This window comes from Nitratireductor sp. CH_MIT9313-5, assembly GCF_037029545.1.
GTDB lineage: Bacteria > Pseudomonadota > Alphaproteobacteria > Rhizobiales > Rhizobiaceae > Chelativorans.
Genome location: NZ_JAYMER010000017.1, coordinates 168649 through 184451, shown reverse-complemented (window position 1 = coordinate 184451; position 15803 = coordinate 168649). Strand labels below are relative to the sequence as shown.

The window sequence follows — 15803 nt, the reverse complement described above, 5'->3', positions numbered from 1 at the left end:
CCGCTTCATTGACCGCACTGCGTGCCGTCTCTATCCAAAGCCTCGTGAACGAAATATTAACCTTAACGCAAGGTAAACTCGTTTAACGCGAAAATGGCTTGCCTCTTTCGCTCTTTGGCATAGGATTCAGATAGCGACGGGGGTCGGGGTATGGGAATTCACATTTCCACGACAAGAGATTCAATCGGCAATAGCGGCGGTCGGCCAAGCCCGGGCAACTCGGCTCTGGTTGGCAATGTGCTCAAGCTTCTTGAGCGCACCGAGTACAGGCGCTGCGAGACCGGGGAAGATCTCGAGGCTATCTATCGCCTGCGCTACAAGGCTTATCGGCCGCATGGATTCGTAACCGATTCAAATGCGCGCATGGTCAAGGATAGCCTGGACGAACTGCCCAACAGCCACTGCTTCGGCATCTTCATCGACAACCGGCTCGTGGCGACCGTTCGTCTGCACCAGATTGATCGCGATAACCCACATGGACCGGTCACCAAGGGATTTGGTGATGTGATGATGCCGCTGATCGAGCAGGGGGCAAGCTGCATCAACCCCTCCATGTTCGCGGCCGATCCCGAGCTGAACAAGGACTTCCGAGTATTGCCCTATGTGGCGCTGCGGCTTGTGATTGTCGGCTATTCCTGGTTCCGCTCCACCTATTGCGCCTGTCTTATCCGGCAGGAGCATACGGCCTTTTATCGCCGGATCTTCGGGGCGCGGGAAATGGCGCCGCCACGCAGCTATCCGCCGATCAGCATTCCCCTGATGCTGTATGGAGGGGTCTGCGCCAAGGAATTCGGGCCGATCGTGACACGCTTCCCGTTCTTCCTCTCAACGCGCGCGGAGCAGAAAATGTTGTTCGCGCCACGTGAGCCGGGTACCTCCACGCCGCTTACCGTATTGCCGACCGCGAAGTACCAGCTGAACGCTGCCTGATCCGATATCGTGTGCTTGCAAGCGGTCGTCGGTTGCGCACAGGGGTTGTGCACATGGTCAACTCGCGGCAAGATCATGCTGGTGCCACCTTGTAAGCTGCCAGCGGGAGGGGCGCATGCGACTGTTTCTGGCTGCACTCTTGGGGCTCGCTGTTACCGGCTCGGCATCGGCCCAGTCCTTCAGCTGTTCGGCACGGCTGACGCCAACAGAGGCCACAATTTGCAACAACCCCGGCCTTGCGCGCCTTGATGAGCAGGTTTCCTCCATGTATTTCCGCACCCGCTCACTAACGGACCGGGTGGGGCGGGCCAGGCTCCAGCGCATGCAGCGGGAGTTTTTGCTACGGCGTGACCGTTGCGGCAGCAGTTTCGAGTGCATCATTGATGCTTACGATTTCCAGCGCATGCGCCTCAACACCTTTCAGCGGGCAAGTTAGGCATTTCATTCGCTTGGCGTGAAACTGCTTCACCCTCCCTTAGATGATCAGAATCGCATAAGCTGATCCTGGCCTGCAGTGCGCAGGAGCGGGAGAGGCATGAGCATTTCGGTAGACACGGCGAGATCGACCATTTGGGCTGGTGAACTCACGGCTGAAGAGCTGGAGCGTGCCGCCCGCGGCACGGTCGAGCGCGTCTATCAGAAGGGCGTCTATATCTGCCACCGCGATGACAAGCTCGACTACTGGACCGGTGTGGCTGACGGCCTCATCAAGATCAGTGCGATTTCCGCTCAGGGCAAGGCAATGACATTTGCTGGTGCCGCAACGGGCAGCTGGTTCGGCGAAGGCTCGGTGCTTAAGGACGAGCCGCGCAAATATGATCTGGTCGCCATCCGCGACACACGCATGTGGATGATGCAGCGGGCCACATTCATGTGGCTTTATGAAAATTCAAAGGGCTTCAACCGCTTCCTGGTGCGTCAGCTCAATGAGCGCATGGGTCAGTTCATCGCGACCATCGAATATGATCGTATCCTGCACCCCAAGGCGCGCGTGGCACGCAATCTCTCGTGGTTTTTCAATCCCGTGCTTTATCCGGCGACCCGCAACGAGATCGAAATAAGCCAGGAAGAGCTTGGCCTGCTTGCAGGCGTGTCGCGCCCGGTCGTCAACAAGGCGCTCAAGGAACTGGAAGAAGAAGGGCTGCTAACGGCAGCGCATGGCAAAATCACGGTGCTGGAGCCCGATGCGTTGGCTCAGTATGATGTGTGAATCATTCTCTAGCTGCGGTTAACCAAGCGATCATAGTCCGCGTGATTGCCGATCCAGACCCAAATCATTGAGTCCGGCTTCCTGACCCCGAGAGCACGATAGTCGCGGGTTACACGAACCGACCAAAACTTCCCAACCCGCTTGAAGTGCAGTGAAGGGTGACGTTCATCCTGTTTAAGGAGCTCGAAGGCCTGATCGGCTTGCCCTCTGAGCTTCTCAGGCAGTTGGGCATAACACTTCCAGAAACGGGCAGACCCGACATGCTTCAAAGCGATCTTGCCGAGCTTTGCAGATCAACCTCGTCCGCTTCCTGCAAGAGGTCATCGAGCTTGCCTGCCTCCGAGTCTCTTTTGATCGCGGAGTCCCAGCGCTTCCACCGAAGTTCATCGAACCATTCGGCGAATTGATTGAGCTCGTCGTCGGCAAGTTCCGCCACACTCTGCTCGATCTTTTCCAGTCGGGACATGCGGTACCTCGATCAATTGCGGGTAACTTTATCCGTCTTTTCGCACGAACCTCCGCTGGATAATAACTGCAAATCCGGTGTTTGTCTGTCAAGCCCCGTGTTGCCACCCATTTCAAATCGTGAAAACCTCCGTGAAACATCAGGCTTCGGGTGGAGGACCCGGTGCCGACGCCGGTGCGAAGCGCGGGAGACGTTTGCGCCGGTGGGAACAAGGGAGAAGCAGCGCTTTTAAGCGTTGCAGGGCGGTTCGCCGCCAATATGGGAGGATACGGCTTGGCGCACAAACCCGCGTCACCCGACACGCTTGCGAAGTATCTGCTGTTGAATGCCGAGCGCTTCAAGGGCAGGCCTTCGATGCGGCACAAGGATTACGGCATCTGGCAGAGCTGGACCTGGGATCAGCAGTGCGAGGAGGTTCGCGCTTTCTCACTGGGTCTGCAGGCAATCGGCTTCAAGCGCGGTGATCGGATTGCCGTCATTGGCACCAACCGTCCACGGCTCTACTGGACCTTCATCGCCGCTCAGGCGCTTGGAGGTGTACCGGTCCCCGTCTATGCGGATTCCGTCGCCGAAGAGATGGCCTATGTGCTTGACCATGCCGAGGTCAAATATGCCGTCGTCGAAGATCAGGAACAGGTGGACAAGCTTTTGTCTGTTGCAGGCGATGTGCCGCGACTGACCGAGATCATCTATGACGAGCCGCGCGGTCTGAGGGACTACGACCACACACATCTGCACAATTATGCGCAGGTGCGGGCCATGGGGCTGGAAATCCTTGAGCGCGAGCCAAATGCGGCGGCACGTTTCGAGGCCGAGGTGGCGCAGGGATCGGGATCCGATCTCGGCGTGATGCTCTACACTTCGGGAACAACCGGTCGCCCGAAAGGCGTGATGCTTTCAAATGAAAGCCTTGTTCGTTCAGCCTTGAATGGCAACCGCTTCGATAATCTCAGCGAGAATGAAAGTGTCATCGCTTATCTGCCGCTGGCATGGGTCGGCGACCACGTCTTCTCGGTGGCGCAGGCGCATACGGCAGGCTTCTGCGTGAGCTGTCCGGAAAGCCAGGAGACGGTGAATGAGGACCGCCGCGAGATCGCGCCGACCTATTTCTTCGCACCACCGCGCGTTTTCGAGACGCTTCTCACCCAGATCATGGTGCGCATGGAAGATGCGGGCCGTATCAAGAAGAAGATGTTCGACTATTTCCTTGCCCATGCACGCAAGGTTGGCGAGCCCATTCTTGATGGCAAAACGGTTGGTTTGAAGGATCGGCTGCTCTACTCGCTGGGCGAATTTTTTGTCTACGGGCCGCTGAAAAACCGCCTCGGCTTCTCTCGCCTGCGCGTTGGGTACACGGCAGGTGAGGCGATCGGGCCGGAGCTTTTCCGCTTCTATCGGTCCATCGGACTCAATCTGAAGCAGCTTTACGGTCAGACCGAGGCTTGCGTCTACATTACCGCGCAGCCGGATGGCGGCATCAAGCCTGAAACGGTTGGCCTGCCATCGCCCGAAGTGGAAATCCGCATCGCGGAGAATGGCGAGGTCATGTATCGCTCGCCGGGCGTCTTCATGGGCTACTACAAGAATGACGAGGCCACGCGTGAGACCAAGACGCCGGATGGCTGGGTGCATACCGGCGATGCGGGCTTCCTCGACAGCGACGGCCAGCTTCGCATCATCGATCGTGCCAAGGATGTCGGCAAACTCGCGGACGGCTCGCTCTTTGCGCCGAAATATATCGAGAACGCGCTGAAATTCTTCCCCGAGATCAAGGAAGTGGTGGCGTTCGGGCATGAGCGGGAATTCTGCGCAGCCTTCATCAATATCGATCTGACCGCGGTCGGCAACTGGGCGGAGCGCAACAATATCGCCTATGCCTCCTACCAGGAACTTGCAGGTCATCCGCGGGTCTATGAGACCATTGCGCAGCATGTGGCCGAAGCCAATCGCAAGCTTGCTGCCGAGCCCTTGATGGCTGGTTCGCAGGTTCGCCGCTTCCTTGTGCTGCACAAGGAACTGGATGCCGATGACGGCGAGCTGACCCGCACCCAGAAGGTGCGCCGCTCCTTCATCGCGGACCGCTATGGAGAGCTGATCGAGGCGCTTTATGACGGCTCCAGCGAGAAATATGTGGAGACGCAGGTCACCTATGAGGACGGCCGCAAGGGCATCATCCGCGCCACCGTGCGCATCGAGGATGCGGAAGTCTTTCCCTATGACAGTCCGGTGATGGAGGCGGCGGAATGAATATGAGAGCCGATCCCGAAACCATGCAGGTGCGCGAGGACAACGATATTCTTCTTGATGTGCGCAATGTCTCACTCTCCTTCGGCGGCGTGAAGGCGATCACCGACATTTCCCTCAATGTGAAGCAGGGTGAGATACGCGCGATCATCGGCCCGAATGGTGCCGGCAAGACCTCGATGCTCAATGTCATCAACGGCTTCTACACCCCGCAGGAAGGCACGATCATCTTCCGCGGCAAGGAGCGGCGTTCCATGAAACCGCATGAGGCGGTGGGGCAGGGTATTGCCCGTACCTTCCAGAACGTTGCGTTGTTCAAGGGCATGTCGACGCTGGACAACATCATGGCCGGGCGCTCGGTAATGATGAAGCGCAACATGCTCTGGCAGATGCTGTGGCAGGGGCCAGCACTCAATGAAGAGATCGAGCATCGCGAAAAGGTCGAGGAGATCATAGATTTTCTCGAGATCCAGCACATCCGCCGCACCCCCGTGGGCAAGCTGCCTTACGGCCTCCAGAAGCGTGTCGAGCTGGGTCGCGCATTGGCGATGGAGCCCAGCCTTCTCCTCCTTGATGAGCCCATGGCGGGCATGAATCTCGAGGAAAAGGAAGACATGAGCCGCTTCATCATCGACGTGAACCAGCAGCGCGGCACCACCATCGCTCTGATCGAGCACGACATGGGCGTGGTGATGGATCTTTCCGACCGTGTGGTGGTGCTGGATTACGGCAAAAAGATCGCCGACGGCACGCCCGACGAAGTCAAGAACAACCAGGATGTGATCGACGCCTATCTGGGCGTTCCGCACTGAAGGAGGCGGCGATGGATTTCACACTCACTCCGCTCGTCTCGCTCATCGCGGGCGTGCTCATCCTCATCTTTCCGAGGCTGCTCAACTACATCGTGGCCTTCTATCTCATCATTGTCGGCCTTCTCGGCCTCTTTCCAGGTCTGGCAGGCTAAGGAGCGATCATGGACACTCTCAAAGGCATTTTCGTCGATCCCTTCGCGGACATGATCGCTGCACCCGACTTTCTCCTTCAGGTGCTATGGGAAGGTCTGGTGGGCGGCGTTCTCTATGCGCTCATCGCGCTGGGCTTCGTTCTGATCTTCAAATCCTCGCGCATCTTCAACTTCGCGCAGGGCATCATGGTGGTCTTCGCGGCCCTTACGCTTGTTGGCTTGCATGAGAAAGGCGTGCCCGCACTTCTGGCACTGCCTCTGACGCTTGGCGTCATGTTCATGCTGGCAGTCGCCATCGAGCGCGCGGTGCTGCGGCCTCTGGTCAACCAGCCAGACATCATCCTGTTCATGGCAACCATCGGCATCACGCTGTTCCTTATCGGCCTGGGCGAGATCATCTTTGGCGGCGAGAACAAGGTGATGATCACCGAGCAGCTGGGTATCCCCACCGGCAGTTTCACGCTGGAACCCTTTGGCGGTTTCGTCTCCATCGAGCAGAAGGACCTGACGGCTGTCATCGGTGCTGTGCTCTTGGTGGGCGTGCTCCTTCTTTTCCTGAACAAGTCGAAGATCGGCCGCGCCATTCGTGCGCTGGGTGACGATCACCAGGCGGCACTCTCGGTGGGCATTTCGCTCTCCACGATCTGGGTGATCGTGTGGTTCATCGCAGGTGTCATCGCGCTGGCCACGGGTATTGTCTGGGGCGCCAGGGCTGGTGTGTCCTTCGCGCTGGAGGTGATTGCCTACAAGGCACTTCCTGTTCTCATGCTCGGCGGGCTGGAAAGCGTGATGGGTGCCATCATTGGCGGGCTTGCCATCGGCATTCTGGAAAAGCTCTTCGAGATCTATTGGGGCCAGCCGCTGCTGGGCGGCAACACGGAGATGTGGTTCGCCTATGTTCTGGCGCTGATCGTGCTCCTGTTCCGTCCGCAAGGCCTCTTTGGCGAACGCATCATCGAGCGGGTGTAAGACATGTTCTATCGTACAGCCGGCCAGTTCAAGACCAGCTATGAGGCCGATCACGCACTCTTTCCGGTGCGTCAGGATGCTTATCTGCTGGCTTTCATCCTGCTGCTCGCCTTCGTGGTGTTTCCGCTGACTGCAAGCGAGTTCGCCTTTCGGGCGCTGCTGATACCGGTGCTGATCTATTCTCTGGCAGCATTGGGTCTCAACATCCTGACGGGTTACGCCGGGCAGCTTTCGCTGGGTACCGGCGCCTTCATGGGTGTGGGCGCCTATGCCTGCTACAAGCTGCTCACGGTCTTTCCGGAGATGAACATCGTCATCGCCATCGCGATGTCCGGTTTCTTCTCGGCAGCGGTTGGTGTGCTGTTTGGCCTGCCATCGCTCAGGATCAAGGGCTTCTACCTGGCGATCGCCACGCTGGCTGCGCAGTTCTTCCTCGTGTGGCTGTTCCAGAAATGGGCGTGGCTTTACAACTACAACGCTTCGGGCGCTATCCAGGTGCCGAATATCGAGATGTTCGGCATAACCGTCGCGGGCCCGCGTGCCGAAGCAATCACGCAGTACTATTTCGTGCTTTGCTTCGTCTGCGCGATGACCTTCTTCGCCATCAACATCACGCGCGGTCGCATCGGGCGCATGTGGAAGGCGGTGCGTGACATGGACATCGCCGCAGAACTCGTCGGCATCAATCTGATGCGCGCGAAGCTGACGGCATTCTTCGTGTCGTCCTATATCGTCGGCGTGTCAGGTGCGCTGTTCGTGTTCCTGTGGCGCGGTGCGGCAGAGGCGAACCTGTTTGATATCCCGCTGTCGTTCCGCGTGCTGTTCATCGCCATCATTGGCGGGCTCGGCTCGATCCTGGGCAACTATCTCGGTGCGATCCTCATCGTTGCCCTGCCCGTGATCATCGGCAGCGTCCCGGAGGCCTTCGGCATTCCGATCGGCTCGGCCACTGTCGAACATCTGAACGTCATGCTCGTGGGCGCGCTCATCATCACGTTCCTGATCGTAGAGCCGCACGGGCTGGCCCGCTTCTGGGCCATGATCCGCGAGAAACTGATATTGTGGCCATTCCCGCACTGACGGATTGGCTGCCAACCGGGTGGCCTGCCCCTTCCAGAACGGAGAATGCAGGCAAGTGGAGGAGATGAGAATGAAACACTGGATCAGAAAAGCTGCCGTCTCAACGGCACTGGTTGCGACGGTGATGCTCACCGGTCCGGCCAGCGCGCAGGGTGACGGCATCTATGTGCCGAACCTTTCCTACCGCACGGGCCCATTTGCCTCGACCGGCACGCCCTTGATGAACGGCCAGCGTGACTACATCACCATGCTCAACGAGCGTGATGGCGGCCTCAACGGCACCAAGCTTGTCTATGACGAGTGCGAGACCGGCTACAACACCGAGAAGGGTGTCGAGTGCTACGAGAAGACCAAGGCCAACGCGGTTGTCACGCAGCCCTGGTCGACGGGCATCACGCTGCAGGTTCTGCCCAAGTCCAATGTCGACAACATCCCGATCCTGGCTCCAGGTTACGGCTTCTCGGCCATGGCGGACGGCAAGGTCTTCCAGTGGGCCTACAACCCGCCATCCTCCTATTGGGATGGTGCCTACATGATCCTGCAGGACATTTCCGGCGGCGATCTCTCGACCCTCAACGGTAAGAAGATCGCCTTCCTGCATCTTGATCATCCGTTCGGCAAGGAGCCCCTGCCGCTTCTGGAGAAGCTTTCGGCGGAACATGGCTTTGAGTTGGTGCCGATCCCGGTCGGCCTGACCGAGATGCAGAACCAGTCTGCCCAGTGGCTGCAGATCCGGCGCGAGCGTCCGGACAATGTCATCATGTGGGGCTGGGGTGCCATGAATGCCGGTGCCATGACGGAAGCCGCCAAGACAAAGTATCCCATGGATCAGTTCTACGGCGTGTGGTGGTCCGGCCATGATGGCGACCTGAAGCTGATCGGCGATCAGGGCAAGGGCTATCGCTCCATCTCCTGGAGCGTGCCGAATTCCGACTCCGCCCTGATGCAGGATATCAAGAAGCACGTGATTGATGCCGGCAAGTCGCAGATCAACCAGGGTGAGGGCGAGTTCGACAGCGTCTTCTACCAGCGCGGCGTGATGATCTCGCTGATCCTCGTTGAAGGCATCCGCGCTGCACAGGAAGAGTTCGATACCCAGAATCCCAATGCAGAGCAGGTCCGCTGGGGGCTTGAAAACATCAAGCTCGACGAGGCGCGTCTGGCCGAACTGGGTGCCGAAGGCATGCTCGTACCCTTCTCGACCTCTTGTGCCGACCATACCGGCCACGGCGGTGGCTGGATCCTTGAATGGGACGGCTCGAAGTTCGTGAAGGCCTCGGATCTTCTGAAGGCCGATCGCGATGTCATTCGCCCGCTGGAGGAAGAAAAGGCGAAGGAATATGCCGAGGCGAATTCGCCATGGCCCGTCAATGAAGAGTGCAGCATGTAAGGCGCAAGCCTGAAAGCTGATGCATCAAGGCCTTCCCCGTCAGCGCAAGATGCTGACGGGGGCGGCGAACACGAAGAAGCGCATTCCGGGCGCGAAGTCGAAGGCTCAAGGCTCAAACCAATGTCAAACCCGTCACCCGCCATACAGCCAGCTGAACCTATCCTCGAGGTCAACAATATCGAGGTCATCTACGACCACGTGATCCTCGTGCTCAAGGGCGTCTCGCTCACCGTGCCGCGTGGCGGCATCACGGCTCTTCTGGGAGCGAATGGTGCAGGGAAGACGACGACATTGAAGGCGATCTCGAACCTGCTGCATGCCGAGCGCGGTGAGGTCACGAAGGGCAATATCGTCTTTGACGGCAATCAGGTGCAGAACCTGTCACCCAACGACCTGGTGCGTTCGGGCTGCATCCAGGTCATGGAAGGGCGCCACTGCTTCGGGCATCTGTCTGTAGAGGACAACCTCCTGACCGGTGCCTTTACGCGCAGCGACGGGCAGTCGGCCATCAAGCAAGACCTCGAAATGGTCTATGAATATTTCCCGCGTCTGAAGGTGCGTCGCAACAGTCAGGCCGGGTATACCTCCGGTGGCGAACAGCAGATGACCGCTATCGGGCGTGCCTTGATGTCGCGGCCCAAGATGATCCTGCTCGACGAACCCTCCATGGGCCTTGCGCCGCAGCTCGTGGAAGAGATCTTCGAGATCGTGCGCAAGCTGAACGAGGAGCAGGGCGTTTCCTTCCTGCTTGCCGAGCAGAATACCAATGTCGCGCTGCGCTACGCCAAATATGGCTATATCCTTGAATCCGGGCGCATCGTTCTGGATGGTGAGGCGAGCGCGCTGCGCGAGAACGAGGACGTCAAGGAGTTCTATCTGGGCGTCGGCGGAGAGGGGCGGCGCTCCTTCCGCAATGTGAAACATTACAAGCGCCGCAAGCGCTGGCTTTCGTGACGAAAGCGATCTTCGGATCAATTTAAGTTTTTAAACAGGGGCTTGCGGCTGTTCATACGTACTATTTGGTACGCGGGCGGCATTGCCCTTCGCCAAATCTTTCGCTATGCCCCTTCCAATTCTATTCCCAAGGGGTTGAAGCGATGGCTGAACATATGCCTACCGGACCGGCCGAAACTGGCGCCGAAATGGACTACGCCGAGCACGAGCGTACCTACAACCTGTTCCTGGCCATTACGAAATATTCGAGCCTGGTCGTTATCGCGCTTCTGATCGCGATGGCCTTTGGCTTCTTCACATCTGCAGGCTTTTTCTCCAGCACCATTCTCTTTGTTCTCATCTGCGCCCTAGGGGGGTGGCTGATGCGCTGAATGCGCACACGGCCCGGCACCTGACGGGTCAGAAAATTGAGGCGGGGGATGGTCCAACCGAAAGGAACTGACGGTGGGACAGAGACTATTTGTGCCCAAAGAGCTCGACGCCAGCGAGCCTCGGGTTGCCGCGTCACCTGATACGGTGAAGCGGCTCTCGGGTCTTGGCTTCGAGGTGTTTATAGAAAAGGGCGCCGGCACGCTGTCGCGCATTCTTGACAGCGATTTCGAGAAAGCAGGCGCGACCATCGCGAGCGCGAAGGATGCGGCAAAAGCCGATATCATCCTTAAGCTGCGCCGCCCGACCTCTTCGGAACTTTCCACTTACAAAAAGGGTGCGGTGGTCATTGCCACCATGGACCCCTACGGCAACGAAGCCGAAGTGGCTGCGATGGCGAAAGCTGGTGTGACCGGTTTTGCGATGGAGTTCATGCCGCGCATCACCCGCGCACAGAGCATGGACGTACTGTCTTCGCAGGCCAATCTTGCTGGCTATCGCGCAGTGATCGACGCTGCTGCCGAGTACGACCGCGCACTGCCGATGATGATGACGGCTGCAGGCACGGTTCCTGCTGCCAAGGTGTTTGTCATGGGCGCCGGTGTTGCTGGCCTTCAGGCCATTGCAACCGCACGCCGTCTCGGCGCGGTCGTGACCGCAACCGATGTGCGTGCTGCTGCCGGTGAGCAGGTGCAGTCGCTGGGTGCCAAGTTCATCATGACCGAAGCGCTCAAGGATGCTTCCGGTGAGGGTGGCTATGCCCGCGAACTGACGGATGACGAAAAGAAGGCGCAGGCCGAGCTCGTTGCGGATCATATCGCCAAGCAGGACATCGTCATCACCACGGCATTGATCCCCGGTCGTCCGGCTCCGCGCCTTGTGACCAAGGACATGGTTGCCTCGATGAAGGCCGGTTCGGTCATTGTCGATCTTGCGGTCGAGCGTGGCGGCAATGTCGAGGGTGCTGTTGCCGGCCAAGTGGTTACGACCGCAAATGACGTGAAGATCATCGGTCACATCAATGTGCCGGGACGTGTCGCGGCTTCCGCTTCGCTGCTATACGCCAAGAACCTCTACGCGTTCCTTGAGACCATGGTCGACAAGGAGAAGAAGGAACTGGCGATCGACATGGAAGACGAGCTCGTCAAGGCGACGATGCTGACCCATGACGGTGCGGTGGTTCATCCGAACTTCAAGGACGCAGCCGCGGCCGCATCCGCCGCGCCTGCCAAGGCTGATCCGCAGGTCGCCAAGGCTGCCGGAGGCACGGAGCCTGGCCTGGAGGTTGCTCCGAAAAAGGCACCGGCGCGCAAATCTGCGGCCAAGGGAACGGGCACAGCCAAGACGACGCGCCGCAAGGCCGCCCCGAAGGCTGATGAACCCAAGAGCGGGGGAGACCTCTGATGGAAGGTAACGCATTGGAACAGGCGCTCGATCAGCTCGAGCGTGCCGCCGCCAGCGTGCGCGCTGCGGTGGAAGGCATGGAGGCCTCTGAGGTCGCCGATGCCGTGGGCGCTGCAGCCCATGGTGCTTCAGGTGGAGCGATCGACCCGTTTGTCTTTCGCCTCGCCATCTTCGTGCTGGCGATCTTCGTTGGCTACTACGTGGTCTGGTCGGTGACACCGGCGCTTCACACGCCGCTGATGTCGGTCACCAACGCGATTTCCTCGGTGATCGTGGTCGGCGCGCTTCTGGCGGTTGGCATTTCGGCTTCGGGACTTGCGACGGGCTTCGGCTTCGTGGCGCTGATCCTGGCCTCGGTGAACATCTTTGGTGGCTTCCTCGTCACCAGCCGCATGCTTGCCATGTACAAGAAGAAGGACAAGTGACGTGAACGCCAATCTTGCATCCTTCCTGTACCTCGTTTCCGGTGTCCTGTTCATCCTGGCACTGCGCGGGCTGTCTCATCCCACCACCAGCCGCCAGGGCAATGTCTACGGCATGGTCGGTATGGGCATCGCCATCGGCACGACGCTGCTCTTCGCAACGCCATCCTTTGGCGGTTTCGCGCTGATCGTTCTCGGCCTTGCCATTGGTGGTGCTGTCGGTGCGGTTATCGCCAAGCGTATCGCCATGACCGCGATGCCCCAGCTCGTCGCTGCCTTCCACTCTCTGGTCGGTCTGGCGGCCGTCATGGTGGCTGCCGCAGCACTTTATTCTCCGGAAAGCTTCGGCATCGGCACGCTGGGTGAAATTCATGCCCAGGCGCTGGTCGAGATGTCGCTTGGTGTGGCAATCGGTGCCGTCACCTTCACCGGCTCCATCATCGCCTTCCTGAAGCTTGATGGCCGCATGTCCGGCAAGCCGATCATGCTGCCGATGCGCCATGTGGTGAATGCCGGTCTCGCGATTGCGCTGGTCGTCCTGATCGTGATGCTGGTGGCAACGCAGTCCACCACGATCTTCTGGCTGATCGTGCTTCTGTCGCTTGTGCTGGGCGTGCTCATCATCATCCCGATCGGCGGCGCGGACATGCCGGTGGTCGTCTCCATGCTCAACTCCTACTCGGGTTGGGCGGCAGCCGGCATCGGTTTCACGCTCGGCAATCTGGCGCTGATCATCACCGGTGCGCTGGTTGGCTCTTCCGGTGCGATCCTGTCCTACATCATGTGCAAGGGCATGAACCGCTCCTTCATCTCCGTCATTCTCGGCGGCTTCGGTGGCGAGACCGCTGCAGCAGCGGATGATGGCATCGAGCGCACCGTCAAGCAGGGTTCTGCAGATGATGCGGCCTATCTGATGGCGAACGCACAGAAGGTCATTATCGTGCCGGGTTACGGCATGGCGGTTGCACAGGCGCAGCACGCCCTGCGTGAGCTGGCCGACACGCTGAAGGCCAATGGCGTTGAAGTGAAGTACGCCATCCATCCGGTCGCCGGTCGTATGCCTGGCCACATGAACGTGCTTCTGGCCGAAGCGCAGGTTCCTTACGACGAGGTCTTCGAGCTTGAAGACATCAATTCGGAATTCGCGCAGGCCGACGTTGCCTATGTGATCGGTGCCAATGACGTCACCAATCCGTCAGCGCGTGATGACAAGTCCTCGCCGATCTACGGCATGCCGATCCTTGACGTTGACAAGGCGCGCACCTGCCTCTTCGTGAAGCGCTCGCTTGGCTCCGGCTATGCAGGCATCGACAACACGCTGTTCTACAAGGATGGCACGATGATGCTGCTCGGTGACGCCAAGAAGATGACCGAAGAGATCGTCAAGGCGATGGATCACTAAGATCCAAAACCGCGAAAGTGAAAAAGCCCGGTGCAGCGATGCACCGGGCTTTTTCGTACGGGGCAGGGAACGCCTCGTTGGAGCTTTTACTGTGCGGTAGAGCGAAGCTGGAATTCGCTGACACCGACGGCCAAGTTCAGACCCGTCTGCGCCTGAACGGAAAGCGGCTGCAGGACGAGGTTCTTGTTGCTTTCTGAGACCAGAAGATTTGCGCCGCCGCCAATACCGGCGGTAATTTCCGCACTGGCGCCGACATAATCGTCAGCCAGTGCACCGGGCGCATAAGCATCAGCCGTCGGGGCCAGAACAGCCCAGCGCATCACCTTTTCGCTGGTAGCACCGATTTCAAGGCCAATCTTGTTGACCACACCGAAATAGGCTTCTGGCGGGCGATCATCACCGGCTGGATCGAAAGTGCAGGAAAGATCCTTGGAGGTCACGACTGCAATGTCGGCGCCACCCTCGATAATGCAGTCGAGAATGCCGATCTCCGTGCGGTCCTGGCTGAACGCGGGTGTTGCGGCACCAAGCGTTGTTGCTGCAAGTGCTGCGGCCAGGATTGCGTGCTTTCTCATTCATCCGTCTCCTGTAATCTGGAGAGGGATGAACTTCACTCACGCAATCTGGTTCCTTAGAAAGTCGAGCGGCTCAGACTTTCGTGCGGGCAAGACCTTCGCGCGCGGGCTCGTAATTGGCGTCAAGCTGAAGCGCGCGGCTGTAGGACTGTGCAGCCTTGGCCTTGTCGCCCTGCTGCTCGTAGACCAGCGCCTGGTTGGCCCAGCTTTCAGCCAGATCCTCGTCCAACCGGATTGCGGTGTTGAAGTCGGTAAAGGCATTTTCGGTATCACCCAGCGCCAGATAGGAGACGCCGCGGCCGTTATAGCCATAAGGCTGATCGGGGGAGAGTGATATCGCTGTCGCGAAATCCTCGATCGCATATTGATGCTGGTTGCTCGCCTGATAGAGCAGCCCGCGGCGCAGATAGGCGCGTGGATCGGTGGTATCGAGCTGGATGGCGCGTTCGAAGTCCTGAAAGGCTTCCTGCGTGCGGCCGTTAAGGCGGTAGATCTCGCCGCGCCCAATATAGGCGGTGTCGTAGTTGGGATTGATGCTGATGGCCTGGGTATAGTCGGCGACGGCCTTTGCATTGTCACCCATGCGCCGATAGATCAGCGCTCGATTGGCATAGGCGCGTGCAGAGCGCGGATCCAGCTGTATGGCCTTGTTGAAATCTTCCAGTGCCTCGCGGTAGCGCCCCGCCCGGCCGAGGGCTGCGCCACGAATATTGTAGGCCTCGGGATCATTGGGCGTGCGCTGGATGACCGCGGTCAGTGAGGCGATGTTCTCCTGCGAGCCTTGCGCGGTATCGATGCGAGCAAGATCATCCACGGTATCGGCCGGGCTGCAGGCGGCAAGGGGAACGATCAGGAATGCGGCCATCCCCAGCTTGCGCAGCATTGTTCCACCAGAAGTCATCCCAAGCTCAGCCATCAATCTCATACCCACCCATTTCTAGATCTTTACTCGCCGCGCATCCTGCGCCTCTGTTTTCGTTGTCGCAAACGAAAAAGGTGGCGCTGACCTCGCGATCACGCCACCCATGCCGTAAGGCAGGAAATCGTCAAGAAAACGGCAATCAGCGTGCTGCCGGCCGTCCCAGGACGCCTTCACGCTGCGCGCGCTTGCGGGCCAGCTTGCGCGCACGGCGCACAGCTTCTGCCTTTTCACGGGCGCGCTTTTCGGAAGGCTTTTCATAATGCCCGCGCATCTTCATCTCGCGGAAAATGCCTTCGCGCTGCATCTTTTTCTTAAGCGCGCGAAGCGCCTGATCAACATTGTTGTCGCGGACGAGTACCTGCACCGGGGTTTCCTGTCATTGCGTTGATGGTACACCTGTTCACACAGGCTTGAACCGCAGTGGAAGATTCCACCGCGAAATGGGGCGGCTCATAGCAGATGTTCTTGAAGCTGTCGAGTATTTTTCGCTCGAGCTGCATCT

At 59.1% G+C, this 15803-nt stretch carries 19 protein-coding genes; 14 read left to right on the top strand and 5 right to left on the bottom strand.

The features are described from left to right. The first annotated feature begins 150 nt into the window (after positions 1–150). The 3 genes from WA367_RS14915 to WA367_RS14905 all read left to right on the top strand — a co-directional run bounded on the left by WA367_RS14915 (position 151) and on the right by WA367_RS14905 (position 2140). A complete protein-coding gene (locus WA367_RS14915; protein WP_336057566.1) occupies positions 151–930 on the top strand; it encodes an N-acyl amino acid synthase FeeM domain-containing protein in 780 nt (259 codons plus the stop codon). Positions 931–1045: 115 nt separating this feature from the next. Beyond that, the gene (locus WA367_RS14910) at positions 1046–1366 is read left to right on the top strand and encodes a lysozyme inhibitor LprI family protein (RefSeq protein ID WP_336057565.1); all 321 of its coding nucleotides are present in this window, start codon (positions 1046–1048) and stop codon (positions 1364–1366) included. A gap of 99 nt (positions 1367–1465) precedes the next feature. Continuing rightward, positions 1466–2140: a Crp/Fnr family transcriptional regulator gene (locus WA367_RS14905; RefSeq protein WP_336057564.1), complete on the top strand. Its 675-nt coding sequence runs from the start codon at positions 1466–1468 to the stop codon at positions 2138–2140. Positions 2141–2148: 8 nt separating this feature from the next. Here the strand turns inward: WA367_RS14905 and WA367_RS18205 are convergent, their stop codons facing one another. Beyond that, positions 2149–2409, bottom strand: a complete 261-nt coding sequence (locus WA367_RS18205) for a ParE family toxin-like protein (RefSeq protein ID WP_442935593.1) — start codon at positions 2407–2409, stop codon at positions 2149–2151. Further along, positions 2406–2606 carry a hypothetical protein gene (locus WA367_RS14900; RefSeq protein WP_336057563.1) on the bottom strand — a complete coding sequence of 67 codons (201 nt, stop codon included), beginning with the start codon at positions 2604–2606 and terminating at the stop codon, positions 2406–2408. The genes WA367_RS18205 and WA367_RS14900 overlap by 4 nt, the downstream gene beginning before the upstream one ends. Before the next feature lie 258 nt (positions 2607–2864). Between WA367_RS14900 and WA367_RS14895 the strand changes: the two genes are divergently transcribed. The 11 genes from WA367_RS14895 to WA367_RS14845 all read left to right on the top strand — a co-directional run bounded on the left by WA367_RS14895 (position 2865) and on the right by WA367_RS14845 (position 13804). Next, a complete protein-coding gene (locus WA367_RS14895) occupies positions 2865–4853 on the top strand; it encodes an AMP-binding protein (RefSeq protein WP_442935595.1) in 1989 nt (662 codons plus the stop codon). After that, positions 4850–5662, top strand: a complete 813-nt coding sequence (locus WA367_RS14890) for an ABC transporter ATP-binding protein (RefSeq protein WP_336057561.1) — start codon at positions 4850–4852, stop codon at positions 5660–5662. Before WA367_RS14895 ends, WA367_RS14890 begins: the two co-directional genes overlap by 4 nt. A gap of 11 nt (positions 5663–5673) precedes the next feature. Then, entirely contained in the window at positions 5674–5814 is a 141-nt protein-coding gene (locus WA367_RS14885; RefSeq protein WP_081871044.1) for a DUF3096 domain-containing protein, read from the top strand. A 9-nt stretch (positions 5815–5823) separates the two neighbouring features. Then, entirely contained in the window at positions 5824–6783 is a 960-nt protein-coding gene (locus WA367_RS14880) for a branched-chain amino acid ABC transporter permease (RefSeq protein ID WP_336057560.1), read from the top strand. A 3-nt stretch (positions 6784–6786) separates the two neighbouring features. Beyond that, a complete protein-coding gene (locus WA367_RS14875) occupies positions 6787–7863 on the top strand; it encodes a branched-chain amino acid ABC transporter permease (protein WP_336057559.1) in 1077 nt (358 codons plus the stop codon). 70 nt (positions 7864–7933) lie between these two features. After that, complete coding sequence (locus tag WA367_RS14870; RefSeq protein WP_336057558.1) at positions 7934–9253, top strand: ABC transporter substrate-binding protein; 1320 nt, start codon at positions 7934–7936, stop codon at positions 9251–9253. A gap of 120 nt (positions 9254–9373) precedes the next feature. After that, on the top strand, positions 9374–10207 hold the full coding sequence (locus WA367_RS14865; protein ID WP_336057557.1) for an ABC transporter ATP-binding protein: 834 nt from the start codon (positions 9374–9376) through the stop codon (positions 10205–10207). A gap of 143 nt (positions 10208–10350) precedes the next feature. After that, positions 10351–10578, top strand: coding sequence for an aa3-type cytochrome c oxidase subunit IV (locus WA367_RS14860; RefSeq protein WP_336057556.1), 228 nt, complete (start codon positions 10351–10353; stop codon positions 10576–10578). Positions 10579–10651: 73 nt separating this feature from the next. Then, complete coding sequence (locus WA367_RS14855; protein WP_336057555.1) at positions 10652–11980, top strand: Re/Si-specific NAD(P)(+) transhydrogenase subunit alpha; 1329 nt, start codon at positions 10652–10654, stop codon at positions 11978–11980. Next, positions 11980–12405: a proton-translocating transhydrogenase family protein gene (locus WA367_RS14850; protein ID WP_036478677.1), complete on the top strand. Its 426-nt coding sequence runs from the start codon at positions 11980–11982 to the stop codon at positions 12403–12405. The genes WA367_RS14855 and WA367_RS14850 overlap by 1 nt, the downstream gene beginning before the upstream one ends. Before the next feature lies 1 nt (position 12406). Further along, positions 12407–13804, top strand: a complete 1398-nt coding sequence (locus WA367_RS14845) for an NAD(P)(+) transhydrogenase (Re/Si-specific) subunit beta (RefSeq protein ID WP_336057554.1) — start codon at positions 12407–12409, stop codon at positions 13802–13804. Between the two features lie 86 nt (positions 13805–13890). On the opposite strand, the gene WA367_RS14840 is transcribed toward WA367_RS14845, so the two are convergent. The 3 genes from WA367_RS14840 to rpsU form a co-directional block, all read right to left on the bottom strand. Then, a complete protein-coding gene (locus WA367_RS14840) occupies positions 13891–14379 on the bottom strand; it encodes a DUF992 domain-containing protein (RefSeq protein ID WP_336057553.1) in 489 nt (162 codons plus the stop codon). 73 nt (positions 14380–14452) lie between these two features. Next, positions 14453–15244 (bottom strand): tetratricopeptide repeat protein, encoded by a 792-nt coding sequence (locus WA367_RS14835; RefSeq protein WP_442935594.1) that lies wholly within the window; start codon positions 15242–15244, stop codon positions 14453–14455. Positions 15245–15440: 196 nt separating this feature from the next. Next, positions 15441–15665, bottom strand: a complete 225-nt coding sequence (gene rpsU / locus WA367_RS14830; RefSeq protein WP_036478685.1) for a 30S ribosomal protein S21 — start codon at positions 15663–15665, stop codon at positions 15441–15443. Positions 15666–15803 lie beyond the last annotated feature (138 nt).

Bases quoted from the DNA above. Each gene is read 5' to 3' on its own strand.
- WA367_RS14865 (WP_336057557.1), top strand. From the start codon at position 9,374: ATGTCAAACCCGTCACCCGCCATACAGCCAGCTGAACCTATCCTCGAG.
- WA367_RS14850 (WP_036478677.1), top strand. From the start codon at position 11,980: ATGGAAGGTAACGCATTGGAACAGGCGCTCGATCAGCTCGAGCGTGCC.
- WA367_RS14860 (WP_336057556.1), top strand. From the start codon at position 10,351: ATGGCTGAACATATGCCTACCGGACCGGCCGAAACTGGCGCCGAAATG.
- WA367_RS14890 (WP_336057561.1), top strand. From the start codon at position 4,850: ATGAATATGAGAGCCGATCCCGAAACCATGCAGGTGCGCGAGGACAAC.
- WA367_RS14895 (WP_442935595.1), top strand. From the start codon at position 2,865: ATGGGAGGATACGGCTTGGCGCACAAACCCGCGTCACCCGACACGCTT.
- WA367_RS14875 (WP_336057559.1), top strand. From the start codon at position 6,787: ATGTTCTATCGTACAGCCGGCCAGTTCAAGACCAGCTATGAGGCCGAT.
- WA367_RS14900 (WP_336057563.1), bottom strand. From the start codon at position 2,606: ATGTCCCGACTGGAAAAGATCGAGCAGAGTGTGGCGGAACTTGCCGAC.
- WA367_RS14885 (WP_081871044.1), top strand. From the start codon at position 5,674: ATGGATTTCACACTCACTCCGCTCGTCTCGCTCATCGCGGGCGTGCTC.
- WA367_RS14915 (WP_336057566.1), top strand. From the start codon at position 151: ATGGGAATTCACATTTCCACGACAAGAGATTCAATCGGCAATAGCGGC.
- WA367_RS14880 (WP_336057560.1), top strand. From the start codon at position 5,824: ATGGACACTCTCAAAGGCATTTTCGTCGATCCCTTCGCGGACATGATC.
- WA367_RS14910 (WP_336057565.1), top strand. From the start codon at position 1,046: ATGCGACTGTTTCTGGCTGCACTCTTGGGGCTCGCTGTTACCGGCTCG.
- WA367_RS14905 (WP_336057564.1), top strand. From the start codon at position 1,466: ATGAGCATTTCGGTAGACACGGCGAGATCGACCATTTGGGCTGGTGAA.
- WA367_RS14835 (WP_442935594.1), bottom strand. From the start codon at position 15,244: ATGGCCGCATTCCTGATCGTTCCCCTTGCCGCCTGCAGCCCGGCCGAT.
- WA367_RS14840 (WP_336057553.1), bottom strand. From the start codon at position 14,379: ATGAGAAAGCACGCAATCCTGGCCGCAGCACTTGCAGCAACAACGCTT.
- WA367_RS14870 (WP_336057558.1), top strand. From the start codon at position 7,934: ATGAAACACTGGATCAGAAAAGCTGCCGTCTCAACGGCACTGGTTGCG.